Annotated in this window: 13 protein-coding genes; 2 read left to right on the top strand and 11 right to left on the bottom strand. The window is 75.6% G+C overall.

What is annotated here, in order from left to right; translation table 11 throughout:
- Positions 1 to 105: 105 nt before the first annotated feature.
- From ACI79E_RS21865 to ACI79E_RS21815, 11 genes are all read right to left on the bottom strand, one after another.
- Positions 106 to 2,217, bottom strand: coding sequence for an acyl-CoA dehydrogenase family protein (locus ACI79E_RS21865; RefSeq protein ID WP_456934687.1), 2,112 nt, complete (start codon positions 2,215 to 2,217; stop codon positions 106 to 108).
- Entirely contained in the window at positions 2,214 to 3,227 is a 1,014-nt protein-coding gene (locus ACI79E_RS21860) for an amidohydrolase family protein (RefSeq protein WP_456934686.1), read from the bottom strand. Before ACI79E_RS21860 ends, ACI79E_RS21865 begins: the two co-directional genes overlap by 4 nt.
- On the bottom strand, positions 3,224 to 3,622 hold the full coding sequence (locus ACI79E_RS21855; protein ID WP_456934685.1) for a RidA family protein: 399 nt from the start codon (positions 3,620 to 3,622) through the stop codon (positions 3,224 to 3,226). The genes ACI79E_RS21860 and ACI79E_RS21855 overlap by 4 nt, the downstream gene beginning before the upstream one ends.
- Complete coding sequence (locus ACI79E_RS21850; RefSeq protein WP_456934684.1) at positions 3,619 to 4,257, bottom strand: RraA family protein; 639 nt, start codon at positions 4,255 to 4,257, stop codon at positions 3,619 to 3,621. Before ACI79E_RS21850 ends, ACI79E_RS21855 begins: the two co-directional genes overlap by 4 nt.
- A complete protein-coding gene (locus tag ACI79E_RS21845; RefSeq protein WP_456934683.1) occupies positions 4,254 to 4,916 on the bottom strand; it encodes an RraA family protein in 663 nt (220 codons plus the stop codon). Before ACI79E_RS21845 ends, ACI79E_RS21850 begins: the two co-directional genes overlap by 4 nt.
- Before the next feature lie 25 nt (positions 4,917 to 4,941).
- Positions 4,942 to 5,616: an RraA family protein gene (locus ACI79E_RS21840; RefSeq protein ID WP_456934682.1), complete on the bottom strand. Its 675-nt coding sequence runs from the start codon at positions 5,614 to 5,616 to the stop codon at positions 4,942 to 4,944.
- Positions 5,616 to 6,080, bottom strand: a complete 465-nt coding sequence (locus ACI79E_RS21835; protein WP_456934681.1) for a MaoC family dehydratase — start codon at positions 6,078 to 6,080, stop codon at positions 5,616 to 5,618. The genes ACI79E_RS21840 and ACI79E_RS21835 overlap by 1 nt, the downstream gene beginning before the upstream one ends.
- A gap of 28 nt (positions 6,081 to 6,108) precedes the next feature.
- Entirely contained in the window at positions 6,109 to 7,722 is a 1,614-nt protein-coding gene (locus ACI79E_RS21830; protein ID WP_456934680.1) for an AMP-binding protein, read from the bottom strand.
- On the bottom strand, positions 7,719 to 8,606 hold the full coding sequence (locus ACI79E_RS21825) for an amidohydrolase family protein (protein WP_456934679.1): 888 nt from the start codon (positions 8,604 to 8,606) through the stop codon (positions 7,719 to 7,721). Before ACI79E_RS21825 ends, ACI79E_RS21830 begins: the two co-directional genes overlap by 4 nt.
- Positions 8,607 to 8,611: 5 nt before the next feature.
- Positions 8,612 to 9,523 carry an SDR family NAD(P)-dependent oxidoreductase gene (locus tag ACI79E_RS21820; RefSeq protein ID WP_456934678.1) on the bottom strand — a complete coding sequence of 304 codons (912 nt, stop codon included), beginning with the start codon at positions 9,521 to 9,523 and terminating at the stop codon, positions 8,612 to 8,614.
- A 155-nt stretch (positions 9,524 to 9,678) separates the two neighbouring features.
- Complete coding sequence (locus ACI79E_RS21815) at positions 9,679 to 10,593, bottom strand: PaaX family transcriptional regulator (protein ID WP_456934677.1); 915 nt, start codon at positions 10,591 to 10,593, stop codon at positions 9,679 to 9,681.
- A 197-nt stretch (positions 10,594 to 10,790) separates the two neighbouring features.
- On the opposite strand from ACI79E_RS21815, the gene ACI79E_RS21810 reads away from it, so the two are divergent.
- The gene (locus tag ACI79E_RS21810) at positions 10,791 to 12,401 is read left to right on the top strand and encodes an AMP-binding protein (RefSeq protein ID WP_456934676.1); all 1,611 of its coding nucleotides are present in this window, start codon (positions 10,791 to 10,793) and stop codon (positions 12,399 to 12,401) included.
- Positions 12,402 to 12,431: 30 nt separating this feature from the next.
- Positions 12,432 to 13,943, top strand: coding sequence for an aldehyde dehydrogenase family protein (locus tag ACI79E_RS21805; RefSeq protein WP_456934675.1), 1,512 nt, complete (start codon positions 12,432 to 12,434; stop codon positions 13,941 to 13,943).
- Positions 13,944 to 14,077 lie beyond the last annotated feature (134 nt).

Below are 14,077 nucleotides of genomic sequence, written 5' to 3'. Positions count from 1 at the left end.
CGGGCGCGGGCCCCGCGGCCCCCCCCCCCCGCCCCGGCCCGGGGGGCCGGGGGGGGGCGGGGCGCGCGCGGGCGCCCCCCCCCCCCCCCCCCCCCCCCCCGCCCCTCAGCGGGGCAGGCCCAGCGCGCGGGCCACCAGGTTGCGCTGGATGTCGTTGGTGCCGCCCGAGACGACCATCATGATCGACAGCCGCAGGGACTCCTCGAAGGTCTGCGGCGCCCCGGCGTTGGGCCCGTCGGCCAGCGCCGCGGCCGGGCCCAGCAGCCCCAGCACGGCCTCGCCGAGGTCCTCCTCCAGCTCGCTGCCGATGATCTTCGCCATCGCGGCGGCGGCGGGGTCGCTGCCGGCCTGCAGCGCCCGCCGGGTGCTCGCGGCGACCAGCGCCCGCGCGGCCTGCAGCCGGACGGCGAGCCCGGTGAGGGTGGCCCGCGCCGCGGACCCCCGCCCGCCGGCCGTCGTCGGGTCGGCCCGCAGGACGGCGAGCAGGTCGTCGAACAGCCGCAGCAGCCGCGCCGTCCCCGAGGCGATGTGGATCCGCTCGTGCGCCAGGGCCTCGGTGAGCACCCGCCAGCCCGCGCCCGCCTCGCCGACCCGCGCCGAGTCGGGCACCCGGACGCCGTCGAAGAACGAGGTGCAGGAGATCTCGCCGCCCAGCGAGCGGTGCTCCTGGATGCTCCAGCCGGGCAGCCCGACCGGGAAGCAGAACACGGTGATCCCGGCGTGGGCCCGCGCCTCGGGGTCGGTGCGCGCGGCCAGCCACACCCACTCGGCCCGGTGGGCGCCGGTCCCCCACATCTTCTGGCCCTCGACCACCCACTCGTCGCCGTCCCGGCGGGCGGTGGTGCGCAGGTGGGCGAGGTCGGAGCCGATCTCGGGCTCGGAGTAGCCGAGGTAGAACGGCATCCGGCCGCGGCTGATCAGCGGGAGGAACCGCGCCTGCTGCTCCGGGCTGCCGTGCGCGGCGATCGACGGGCCGAGCATCGCCGCGGCCACGCGGGCCCCCCGCGCCAGGCCGGCGTAGGTGAGCTCCTCCCCGATGGCGACCTGCTCGGCCGGCGTCGCGGCGCGGCCGCCGAACTCGCGGGGCAGCCCGGGGGCGAGGTAGCCGGCGTCTGCGAGCAGGTCCAGCAGCGCGGGGTCCTCCCCCGTCAGCCCGTCCGGCACCCGCTCGGCGACGAACGCCCGCACCTCGGCGCGGGCGGCCTCGGCCTGCTCGCCGAGGTCCAGCGGGGGCAGCCCGGCGCCGCCGTCCAGCAGGAGGTCGGCCGGTTCACCGCAGGCGGCCGGCAGCGCTGCCAGCCGGGCGACGTCGGCGTGCACGCGGCGGAACAGCCAGGGCGCCTCGTGCTCCTCGAAGTAGCCGATGGCGGCCAGGGTGTGGTGGGCGCCGAACTGCACGCGGGCCGCGGTGGCTGCAGCGTGCGCGACGGCCAGCTCGGTGGCCAGCAGCCAGGCGGGGTCGCCGGCCTGGGACAGCCGCACCGCCTCGTCGGCCAGCGCGGTGAAGGCGGCGACGTCGATGGCGCCGTCCACGCAGCGGTGCGACACCGCCTGGAACGAGCCGATCGGCCGGCCGAACTGCTGCCGCAGGTCGGCGTGCGCCAGGGCCAGCTCCGCCGAGCGCCCGGCCGCGCCGTACGCGCGCGCGGCCAGCGCCAGCCGCAGCACCGCGCGCGCCTGCCCGGCGTCGGCGGCGGTCACCGGCACGGTCCCCCCGCCGTCGGCGGCCGGGTCCACGTCGGACCAGGCCGGCGCCGGCGTCCCCGCGGTGGGGCGGACGGCGGCGATGGGGACCAGCCGGGCCGCGCCGTCCCCGGCGGGGAGCAGCAGGACGTGCGTGGCCGCCGCGGCCGCCTCGACGAACCGGACGGTGCCGGTCGCGGACTCCGCAGCCGCCACCACCGGACGGATGCGCCCCTCGGCGACGTCGGTGGCGAGCTCGCCCCCGAGCAGGCGCGTGGCGACGTAGACGTCGGCCAGCGGCAGCGGGCAGGCCAGCCGGCCCAGCTCGCCGGTGACCGCGAGGAGCGCGTCGAGGGCCCCCTCGCCGCCGAGCTCGGTCCAGCCCTGGCGCACGGCGACGTCCCAGGCGGCCCGCAGCGCCGCGTCCCCCGCGTCGGGGCGCCCCGCGGCCTGCGGGCCGTCCCAGACCGGCTGCAGCGCGCCGGCCACGGTGGCCCGCAGGTCGGCGAGCTCCTCGACGGCCAGCGACGTCATGCGCCCTGCGGGCCCTTCCAGCGGCTGAACACCGTCCGCGCGTTCTGCTCGAAGACCGCCGCGCGGTCGGCGTCGGTCAGCGTGTCGATCGACTCGATGACCGGCTTGAGGTCGTCGAAGGGCCGGCCGGTGTCGGGGTCGGTCACCGAGCCGCTGCCCGGGCGCTCGGTGCCGAACAGGCAGCGGTCCGCGCCGACGGTGGCGAACAGGTAGGCCAGCGACGCCTGGTCGTACAGGACGGTGTCGAACCACAGCCGCCGCAGGGACACCTCGAAGCGCTCCTCGAGGACGTCCTTGCCCAGGCCCGGCGCCTGACGCGCGGCCTTCCAGCGACCGATCTGGTACGGGATCGACCCGCCACCGTGCCCGACGATGATCTTCAGGTCGGGGAAGTCGAGCAGCGTGCGCGAGCGCATCAGCGAGAGGACGGCGATCGACTCCTCGGTGATGAAGTGGTCGCTGTAGACCTCGCGGCCGTTGTAGCAGCCGGCCGAGTGGATCAGCGCCGGGACGTCGAACTCGACCAGCTTCTCCCACAGCGGGTACCAGAACTCGTCGCCGAGGGTCGGGGTGTCCCCGCCGGTGCCCTCGTACGGGTCGGGGTTGAGGCTCACCCCGATGAAGCCGAGGTCCTCCACGGCACGGGTCAGCTCGTCGAAGCAGGACTCCACCGGCGCCCCGGCGCACAGCGGCAGCCCGGCCACCCCGGCCAGCCGGTCGGGGTGCAGGGCCACCGAGCGGGCGATGACGTCGTTGTTGGCGCGGATCCAGCGGTGCACGATCTCGGCCGGCTTGGCCGAGTGCATCTGCTGGAACGGCCGCGGCGAGATGAACTGCACGTCGGTGCCGACGCCGTCCATGATGGCCACGTTGCCCGCCGCCGAGGCGGCGAGCGCCTCGTCGGTGATCTTCGGCGGGTCCTGGTGGTAACCGCCGCTGCCGAGCAGCTGGGCCCGGTAGGCGTAGAACACCTCGGGCGCGACGACGTGGGCGTGGGCGTCGATGATCACGGGGTCTCCTCTGTCACGTAGGCGATGACCTCGCACTGCACGTGGAAGGCCGGCGGCAGGTCGCCGGGGACGGTGTGCCGCGCCGGGCGGGCGGCCGGGTCGGGGAACATCGCGAGCCAGTGCTCGTCGATGGCGGCGCGCGCCGCGCGGTCGCGCACGTGGAAGGTCAGCTTGGCGACGTGGTCGGTGGTGGCCCCGCCGGCCTCGAGGACGCGGCGCAGGTTGGCGAAGACCAGCGCGACCTGCGCGGCGACGTCGTCGGGGAGCTCCCCGGTCGCCGGGTCCTGGCCGAGGATGCTGCTGGAGACCAGCAGCGGTCCGACCCGGCTGGCCATGGGGATGGGCACCCCGCCGTGGTGCAGCCCCTCGACCTCGATCGACCGTCGTCCGCTCACTGGTCCACCCCCGGCAGGCCGAACAGTTCCAGCGTCGTCGCGCCGGCGCGCAGCTGCGCCATCGCGTCGGCCTCCTTGCGCTCGCGCGCCTCGCCGGCGGCGACGGCGGCCTCGGCCTGGTCGGCGGGGACGACGACCACCCCGTCGGCGTCGGCCACGACGAGGTCACCCGGGGAGACGAGGACGTCGCCCAGCCGCAGCCGGCTCCCGATCGCGCCGGGGCGCAGCGGGTCCTTGACCGTGCCGCGGATGCAGGTGCCGGTGCTGAACACCGGGAACCCGAGCCGCTGCATCTGCACCGCGTCGCGCACGCAGCCGCCGATCACCAGGCCGGCGATGCCACGCGCCTGGGCGGCGGTCGCCATGACCTCGCCCCAGTAGCCGAAGTCCTCGCCGGTGCCGACCTCGACGACCAGCACGTCGCCGGGGGCCGCGGTGTAGATGGCGCGGTGCAGCCACAGGTTGTCGCCGTCGGGGCACAGCACCGTCGTGGCCGGGCCGGCGATCGACGGCTGCTCCCGGTACAGGGCGCTGATCGAGGAGGGCAGCGCGCCGATGCGGCCGGCGGCCTCGTGCACGGTGGACGCACCCAGGTGCGCCGCCCGCGGGACGAGGTCGGTGCTCCAGCCGCTCACCGGGTGCCGCTCGCGCGCTGCAGCTCGTGGTAGCCCTGCGCGGCCCGCGCCTCGCGCAGGCTGCTGCCGGCCAGGGCGGCGGCGAGGATGGCGCCCTCCCGCTCCTCGATCTCCCGGGCGATGCCGAGCACCTCCTGCTCGTACTCGACGGGGATGACCACCACGCCGTCGTCGTCGCCGACCAGCAGGTCGCCGGCGCGCACGCGGATGCCCGCGACGCTGACCGGCGCGCCGACGTCGGAGACGGTGACGCGGTCCTTGCCGGTGCGCATGAACCAGCCGCGGCTGTAGACGGGGTAGCCGATGTCGCGGGCGCGGTGCACGTCGCGGCAGACGCCGTCGATGACCGTGCCCGCCACGCCGCGGGAGGAGGCGACCGCGGTGAGGATGTCGCCCCACACGGTGCAGTCCTCGCGGCCGCCGTTGTCGATCACCACGACGTCCCCGGGCGGGACGTCGTCGACGAAGTCACCGACGGTGCCCGGCGGCCGGCCGGTGGCCACGTACCGGACGGTGAAAGCGCGGCCGAGCAGCCGCTGCCCGGGCGCCAGGGGCTTGACGCCCTGGCAGGCGGCGGGCAGGGCCAGGCGGTCCATGGCGTCGGACAGCGCGGCCGTCGGGAGCCCGGCGAACTCGGTGGCGGGCAGCAGCTCGCTCATGGGGTGGGGCGCTCCTGGGGGCAGGTCACTGGGGGGCGGGGAACTGCGAGTCGTGCATGACGTCGACGACGGAGCGCCCGGAGCGCACCGCGGCGACCATGTCCCGCTCACGGGCGGCGATCCGCTCGGCGAGCTCGACCACGTCCTCGGCGAGGTCGGCGGGGACCACCACGGCGCCGCAGACGTCGGCGACCAGCAGGTCGCCGGTGCGCGCGGGGATGCCGCAGACGGTGATCTCCTCGTCCATGCCGAGCTGCACGATGCGGCCGCGGGCACTGGTGGGGACGACGGCCCGGCCGAACACCGGCAGGCCGAGCTGCTCGCTCTCGCCGATGTCGCGGCAGGCGCCGTCGATGACGATCCCGGCGATGCCGGCCTGGGTGGCGGCGGTGCTGAGGATGCCGCCCCAGGAGGAGACGTCGGTGCGGCCGCCGGCGTCGACGAGGACGACGTCCCCGCGCTCGGCGGTCTCGATCAGCTGGGTCCCGAGGTGGACGGTGGGCCCGGACCCGGGCTCCTTGGGGCCGACCCGCAGCGTGCGGACCCGGCCGACGACCACCCGGGGCACCGGCCACAGCGGCCGCACCCCGGACAGGACCCCGGCGCGCCCGTACCCGTCGAGGGCGTCGGACAGCGCGCAGGTGTCGAGGGCCGCCAGCCGGGCCAGCAGGGGAGCCGGCCCGGCCGGCGAGCCGCTCATCAGACGTACTGCCGGACCACGATGGTGGCGACGCAGGCCGGCTTGGTGCCGCCCTCGGTCTCGAAGGTGACCGTCTGCTGGATCTGCACGCCGCCCTTGATCTCGGTGACCTCGTCGACGACGGCCTTGGCGCGCAGCTTGGCGCCCACCGGCACCGGCGAGGGGAAGCGGACCTTCTCCGTGCCGTAGTTGACGCCCATGCCGAAGCCGGTGAACTCGGTCAGCTGCGGCAGGAACCGCGGGATGAGCGAGAGTGTCAGGTAGCCGTGGGCGATCGGGCCGCCGAAGGGGCTCTCCTTCTTCGCCCGCTCCACGTCGACGTGGATCCACTGGTGGTCACCGGTGGCGTCGGCGAACAGGTTGACCATGTCCTGGGTGATCTCGACGTACTCGGTCGGGCCGAGCTCCTTGCCGACGAGGCTCTTGACGCCCTCGACGCCGTCGACGCTGATGGGGGTGGCCATGGGGTCCTCCTAGGGGTGTGTGCGTGGACTATTGGGCGGACTCGGCCAGGCGCCGAGCCCAGGACAGGTCGGCCTTGCCGGACGGGCTGCGCTTGAGCTCGTCGACGACGACCAGTTCGCGGGGGCGCTTGTGGTCGGCCAGCCGCTCGCCGACGTAGGACCGCGCCTCCTCGTCGGTGAGCTGCGCGCCGGGGCGCAGGGCGACGACGGCGACGATCCGGGAGCCCCACCGCTGGTCGGGGGCGCCGACGACCATGGCGTCCCGGACGGCCGGGTGGGTGAGCAGGACCTGCTCGACCTCCTCGGCGTAGACCTTCTCGCCGCCGGTGTTGATGACCCGGCTGCCGCGGCCGTGGAACACCACGGTGCCGTCGGCGTCGATGCTGGCCATGTCGCCGGGGACGACCCACCGCCTCCCGCCGAACTCGCGGAAGGTCTTGGCGGTCGCCTCGGCGTCGCCCTGGTAGCCGATGTGCTCGTCGACCGGCGCGGCCAGCATGCCGATCTCGCCGGAGCCGGGGGTGACGGGCCGGCCGGTCTCGTCGATGACCTGCGCGCCCGGGAACAGCTGGAAGCGCGCGGTCTCGGTGGGGTCGCCGCGGCGGGTCTCCTGGACGGCGTAGGGGCCGCCCTCGGAGGAGGCGACGAGGTCCCGGCAGACCATGTCCGCGTGCCGGAGGAGCCGCTGCTTGACGTCGGCGCTCCAGGTGACGCCGACGCTGATCACGAGCTTCAGGCTGGACAGGTCGTACGGGCGGCCGGCCGCCTCGGCGGCGTCCAGCGCGTCGGCCAGCGGCCGGGCGAAGACGTCGCCGACGATCGACACGGTGTCGACCCGTTCCCGCTGCACCGTGGCCGCGAGCTCGTCGGGGTCGTAGGACTTCGACGCCAGGTAGACCACCCGCCCGCCGGCCAGCAGCGCGCCGAAGGTGGTGTACATGCCGGTCGCGTGCATCAGCGGCGGGGCCGGCAGGCACACCATCGCGTCCCGGTCCAGACCCAGCCGCTCCAGCGTGGCCCGCAGCTCCGCCAGCGACTGCGGGAGGGGCTCGCCGAGCAGCAGCAGCCCGTTGGCGCTGCACGTGGCGAACAGCCCGGAGTGCCGGGACAGCACGCCCTTGGGCTTGCCCGTGGTGCCGCCGGTGTACATCAGCCAGTGGTCGTTGCCGCGCTCGATGCGCGGCGCCGGCTCTGCGGCGGCGAGGGCCTGCTCGTAGTCGGCGGCCCACGCGGGGACGTCGTCCGGACCGCCGACCTGGACCAGCGCGGTCAGCTCCGGCAGCGCGCCCCGGGCCTCGCCGAACCGCTCGGCCAGGGACGCGTCGAAGACGACGGCCTCGGCCTGCGCGTCCTCCAGCAGCTGCACGATCTCGTCGCGGCGGTACCGGTAGTTGACGTTCAGCGGCACCGCGCGCAGCTTCAGGATCGCGAAGACGCTCTCCAGGTACTCGATGCCGTTGTAGAGCGCCACCGCCACCCGCGACTCCGGACCGATGCCCTGGGCGGCGAGGTGCCCGGCGAGCCGCGCGGCGCGCTCGTCGAGCTCGGCCCACGTGCGGCTGCGGTCGCCGTGGCTGACCGCCAGCCGGTCGCGCCGGAGGTCCCCCACCGTCTCCAGGACGGTCGCGAAGCTCTCGTTCACGCCCCGTTCCCGGAACCGGTGAGGCCGAACAGCTTCGCGGCGTTCTCCTTCATGATCTTCGGCCGGACCTCGTCCTTGATCGAGATCGAGTCGAAGTCCTTCATCCACCGCTCGGGCGTGATGACCGGGAAGTCGGAGCCGAAGAGCACCTTGTTCTTCAGCAGCGAGTTGGCGTACTGCACCAGCTGCGGCGGGAAGTACTTCGGCGACCAGCCGGACAGGTCGATGTAGACCTGCGGCTTGTGCGTCGCCACCGACAGCGCCTCGTCCTGCCAGGGGAAGGACGGGTGCGCCAGGATGATCTTCATGTCGGGGAAGTCCACGGCGACGTCGTCGACGTGCAGCGGGTTGGAGTACTTCAGCCGGATGCCGCCGCCGCCGCGCTGGCCGGCGCCCACGCCGGTCTGGCCGGTGTGGAACAGCGCCACCAGGTTGTGCTCGGCGATGACCTCGTAGAGCGGGTACGCCGACCGGTCGTTCGGGAAGAACGCCTGGGTGTTCGGGTGGAACTTGAAGCCCTTGACCCCGTACTCGGTGACCAGCTTCCGGGCCGCGCGCACCCCGGCCGCGCCGCGGGCGGGGTCGATGCTGCCGAACGGGATGAGGACGTCGCTGTGCTCGGCGGCGAGCTCGGCGACCTCCTCGTTGGTCGGCACCGGGTCCTCACCGGTCTGCGACACGCTGTCGACGCCGAAGACGACCGCGGCCATCTTGCGCTCGCGGTAGTAGTCGGCCACCTCCGGCACCGAGTACTGCGGCATCTTGCCGATGCCGAAGTACTCCCCCATGTCCTCGGCATCCGCGGTGTAGGCGGCGCCCTTCACCGACTTGTGCACGTGGGTGTGCACGTCGATGGCGACGATGTCGTCGAGTTTGATCCCCATGCTGGTCACTTCCCCGAGGGCTGGCCGGGGACGGTGTCCGGCTTGAACGGCTGCAGGTGCGGCTGGAAGGTGGTCGGGAAGGCCTCGGCCAGCGCGTCGGCGCTCCAGCCGCCCTCGCGGACCTCGACGGCGACCTCGGTCGGGTGCGACCAGATGGCGATCCGGTCACCACCGGCGCCGATGGCCTGACCGGTGATCCCGGCGGCCTCGTCGGAGGCGAGGAAGACCACGAGCCCGGCGACGTCGTCGGGGGTGCCCAGGCCGCTGGCGCGGACGTCGGCGGGCAGCTGCTCGCCGCGCTCGGCCATCTCCACCAGCTCGGCCATGCCGGGGATGGTGGCGACCATGCGGGTCAGGGCGACGGGGATGACGGCGTTGACCGTGGTGCCGCTGCGCTCGAGCTCGGCGGCCCAGGTGCGGACCAGGCCGACGATGCCGGCCTTGGAGGCGGTGTAGCCGGTCTGGCCGAAGCTGGCCCGCTGGCCGGCCGGCGAGCCGATGAGGATGAGGCGGCCGTTGCCGCCCTGCTCCTTGAACTGCTTGGCGGCGGCCCGGCCGCAGGTGAAGGTGCCGCGCAGGTGGGTCTCGACCACGAGGTCGAAGTCCTCGTCGGCCATCTTCAGCAGCGTGCGGTCCCGCAGGACGCCGGCGTTGGTGACCATGACGTCCAGCCGGCCGAACTCCCCGACCGCCTTGGCGACGAGCGCCTCGGCCGCCTCGGTGGAGCCGATGGCCGAGCCCTCGGCGACGGCGGTGCCGCCGGCGCCCTGGATGGCCTTGACCGTCTCCTCGGCCAGCTCGACGTCGAGGTCGTTGACCACGACGGCGGCGCCGGCGGCGGCGAGTGCCTTGGCGTAGGCCTGACCGAGGCCGCGACCGGCCCCGGTGACGACGGCGACCTTGCCGTTCAGCTGCATGGGAGTCCTCTCGAGAGCGTGGCGCGGGGGCACACGGGGTATCCGGGCGGCACGCGCCGAGCACCTGCCGCCTCCGGCAAGTTATTCACTTTCGTGGCGGACGTCAACGCACGAGCGCAGAAAGCGGAAGTCCCGGGCAGCGCCTCCCGGCGGGCTCAGCCGGAGTCGGCGTCGGCGCCGCCGAGGTGCTCCACCAGGCCGGCGGCGATGGCCGCCGCCCCCCGGTCGTAGCGCGTCCGCAGGCGCAGCGCGACGTGCTCGGCGCGCACGGCCGGCCAGTCCGCCGGCAGGTACTCCACGGGCAGGCCGGGGTCGTGGCGGCCCAGCAGCGTCCACTCGCCGAGCAGCCACAGCTGGCGGGCGAGGTCGTCAGGGGCGTCGGGCAGGGGGTCGGGCCGGTCCCAGCGGGCGAGGAACTGCTCGTAGCCGCGCGCGATCGTGGCGACGTCCCAGGCGTCGTCGATGAGGTCGGGCACCTGGGTGGGGGCGGCCACCGAGGCCCGGAAGACCTTGAGGTGGTCCAGGACGTCGAGCTTGCGCACCAGCGCCTCCACGTCGACCTGGCGCGGCGCCACCCACAGGCCGTTCTGCAGCATGCCGAACCCCGCCCACTGCAGGCGGGACCGCAGCAGGTGACGGTCGGCCCGGCGGCTCTCGGGGAGGGAGAAGCCGAGCAGGGTCCACTGGCCGTCCCAGGTCCGGTTGACCGGTGAGCGCCAGGCCCGCTCCCCGCCCTCGGCGAGCTCGGCCCGGGCCCGGGGCGTGGGCGACAGGAAGATCCGCTTGCCGCGGCGGTGCCGCTCGAGCGTGCCGCGGCGCAGCATCCGGCTGACGGTGGACCGCGCCGCGTGCTCCCCGACGCCGACGCGGGCGAGCGCGTCGATCAGGCCGAGGGTCGGGACGGCGAGGCCCGGCTCGGTCAGGTGCACGCCGCAGAACATCAGCACGTGCGTCTGCGGCCGAACCGGAGCGGGCGCGAGCGGGTCGCCCCCACCCAGGCCGGGCAGCTCCTCGCGGGCGTCGGGCGCGAGGTCGTCGTCGCCGGGCGGGCTCGGCGCCACGGTGGTCACGGCGCCGGGCTCCCCGACGCCGGTGCGGACGCGCTCCTCATCGTGCACTCCTGCCGTTGCGGGACGATCGCGCGGAGGAGAGCGGCCGCGCCCGGGACAACCCCGCTTTCCGCGGGGCGGCAGGCCCGCCTCCCACCTCCGCGACGGTGGGAAACAAGATACGCAAGATCGTGACGATCGCCAGTAGTGTGCCTCTCATGGAGGAGAATCTGGCGACGATCCTCGAGACGGTGGCCGACCAGCTCGGCGACGCCGTCGCGGTGGTGCACGGCGACCGGTCCCGCACGTGGGCCGAGCTCGACGACCGCGCGGCCCGCCTCGCCGCCGCGCTGGCCGCGCGAGGCGTCACCGCCGGTGACCGGGTCGGCATCGGCCTGTGGAGCAGCCCGGAGTACGTGGAGGCGGTGTTCGCCGCCTGCAAGCTCGGCGCGACGCCGTTCAACGTCAACTACCGCTACCGCGCCGCGGAACTCCGCCACGTCCTCACCGACGCCGACGCGGCGGCGCTGGTCTTCGACGGGTCGACCGCCGCCGTGGTCGCCGAGGCCGCGTCGGGCCTGCCGGCCCTGGTCCGCGTCGGCCCCACCGCCGATGACGCCGGCGCGGTGGGTGCGGACCTCGAGCAGCTCCTCGCCGCCACCGCCCCCCTCCCCCGCGCCGCCCGGCCCGACGGCGACTGGCTGCTCTACACCGGCGGCACGACCGGCCTGCCCAAGGGCGTCCTGACCCGGCAGTCGACGGTCTTCGCCGTCAGCTGCGTGCCCAACGGGTTCGCGAAGTTCGGCATCCCGGCGCCGCGCACGCTCGACGAGCTGGCGCAGCGCGCCCGCGAGTCGCGCGCCGAGCCCGACCGGCTGGTCACGTTCACGCCCACGCCGCTCATGCACGGCACGGGCATCTACACGACCCTCGGCACGCTGGTGGCCGGCGGCCGCATCGTCTTCCCCGCGTCGCGCTCCTTCGACCCCGACGAGCTCGCCGCCGCGGTGGCCCGGCACCGGGTCACCGACGTCGTCATCGTCGGCGACGTCTTCGCCCGGCCCCTGGTCACCGCCCTCGACGCGGCCGCCGCCGCGGGGCGCCCCCACGACCTGTCCAGCCTGCGCCGGGTGGTCTCGGTCGGCGCGGTGTTCAGCGCCGAGAACAAGGCCGCCCTGCTCCGGCACGCCGACGTCGACATCACCGACGTCGTCGTGGCCTCCGAGGGCGGGCCGTACGCGCTGTCCCTCACCCGCCGCGGCGAGGTGGCCCCGACCTCCCGGTTCGTCCTCGCACCCGGTGCCCGGCTGCTCGACGACGACGGGCGCGACGTCGTCCCGGGCTCGGGCCGGGTGGGCGTGCTGGCCGCCCCGGCGCCGCCCGAGGTCCACTACGCCGGCGACGCCTCGGCCGGCAACGGCACGTTCCGGGTCGTCGACGGCGTCCGGTACTCCGTGCCCGGCGACCTGGCCCGGCTCGAGGCCGACGGCTCGCTGGTCTTCCAGGGCCGCGGCAGCCGGGTGGTCAACACCGGGGGGGAGAAGGTGCAGCCCGAGGAGGTGGAGGAGGTCCTCCTGCGCCACCCCGGCGTCCGGGACGCGATCGTGGTGGGGGTCCCCGACGAGCGCTTCGGCCAGCGGATCACCGCCGTGGTCGCGCTCGACGACGGGCGGCAGGTGACCGCCGAGGAGCTGCGGGCCGCCGTCGGCGCGGAGCTGGCCGACTACAAGCGGCCCCGCGAGGTCGTCTTCGTGCGCGAGGTGCACCGCTCCCCCGCCGGGAAGGCGGACCTGCGCTGGGCCGGGCGGGTGGCGCGCGGCGAGGACTGACCGCGCTACCCGTGGGTAGCCTCCGGGACCATGTCGCTCGCGCAGCCGCTGGACGCCGACCCCGCGCCCGCCGCCCCGACGTTCGAGTCCACCGACCCCGCCACGGGCGCGGTCGTCGGCGTCTTCCCGGTGCACGACGACGAGGCGGTCCGGGCCGCGGTCGGGCGGGCCCGCGCCGCCGCCGTCCACTGGGCCGCGCTCGGCTTCGACGGCCGCCGGCGGCGGCTGGCCGCCTACCGCGGCGCCCTGGCCCGGCGCATGCACGAGCTGGCCGACCTGGTGCACCGGGAGAACGGCAAGCCGCACGCCGACGCGATCCTGGAGACCGCCCTCGCCGTCGACCACCTGGCGTGGGCCGGCGCGCACGCGCGCGGGGTCCTCGGGCCGCGCCGGGTCAGCCCCGGCCTGCTGGCCGCCAACCACGCCGCCTCCGTGGAGTACCAGCCGCTCGGCGTGGTCGGGGTGATCGGCCCGTGGAACTACCCGGTGTTCACGCCGATGGGCTCGATCGCCTACGCGCTGGCGGCCGGCAACGCCGTCGTCTTCAAGCCCTCGGAGCACACCCCGGCCGTCGGCGCCTGGCTGGCCGCCGCGTGGCGGGCCGCCGTGCCCGACGCCGCCGACGTCCTCCAGGTGGTCACCGGCGACGGCGGCACGGGCGCGGCGCTGTGCCGGGCCGGGGTGGGCAAGCTCGCCTTCACCGGGTCGGCGCCCACCGGCCGGAAGGTGATGGCCGCCTGCGCCGAGACCCTCACCCCGGTGCTCATGGAGCTCGGCGGCAAGGACGCGATGATCGTCGACGACGACGCCGACGTGGCCGCCGCCGCCGACGCCGCCGTCTGGGGCGCCATGAGCAACGCCGGGCAGACCTGCATCGGCATCGAGCGGGTGTACGCCACCGAGCGCGTGTACGACGCCTTCGTCGCCGAGGTGACCGAGAGGGTGCGCGGGCTGCGGCCGGGGTCCGACGACGCCGCCGCCTACGGCCCGATGACCATGCCGACGCAGACCGACGTCGTCCGGCGGCACGTCGAGGACGCGGTCGCCGCGGGCGGGCGGGTGCTCGCCGGCGGGACGGTCGACGGGCGCTACGTCGCGCCGACGGTGCTGCTCGACGTCCCGGAGACCTCCGCCGCGGTGTGCGAGGAGACGTTCGGGCCGACCCTCACCATCAGCCGGGTGCGCGACGCGGAGGAGGCGCTGGAGCGCACCAACGCCAACGCGCACGGCCTGGCCGGCGCGGTGTTCTCGCGGTCGCGGGAGCGGGCGATGGACCTCGCCCGCCGGATGCGGACGGGGATGACCTCGGTGAACTCGGTGCTCACCTTCGCCTCGGTGCCGGCGCTGCCCTTCGGCGGCGTGGGCGAGAGCGGCTTCGGCCGGATCCACGGCCCGGACGGGCTGCGCGAGTTCACCCGGGCCAAGGCGATCACCCGCCGGCGGTTCGGGCTGCCGGTGGACCTCATGAGCTTCGGCCGGCCGGCCGCGGCCGCCGACGCCCTGGCCCGGGTCATGGGGCTGGTGCACGGGCGCCACCGGTGAGCGCGGCCCCGGGGGGGGGGGGGGGGGGGGGGGGGGGGGGGGGGGGGGGGGGGGGGGGGGGGGGGGGGGGGGGGGGGGGGGGGGGGGGGGGGGGGGGGGGGGGGGGGGGGGGGGGGGGGGGGGGGGGGGGGGGG

Source organism: Geodermatophilus sp. SYSU D00079, assembly GCF_054050635.1.
This window is presented reverse-complemented; position numbering and strand designations above follow the sequence as displayed.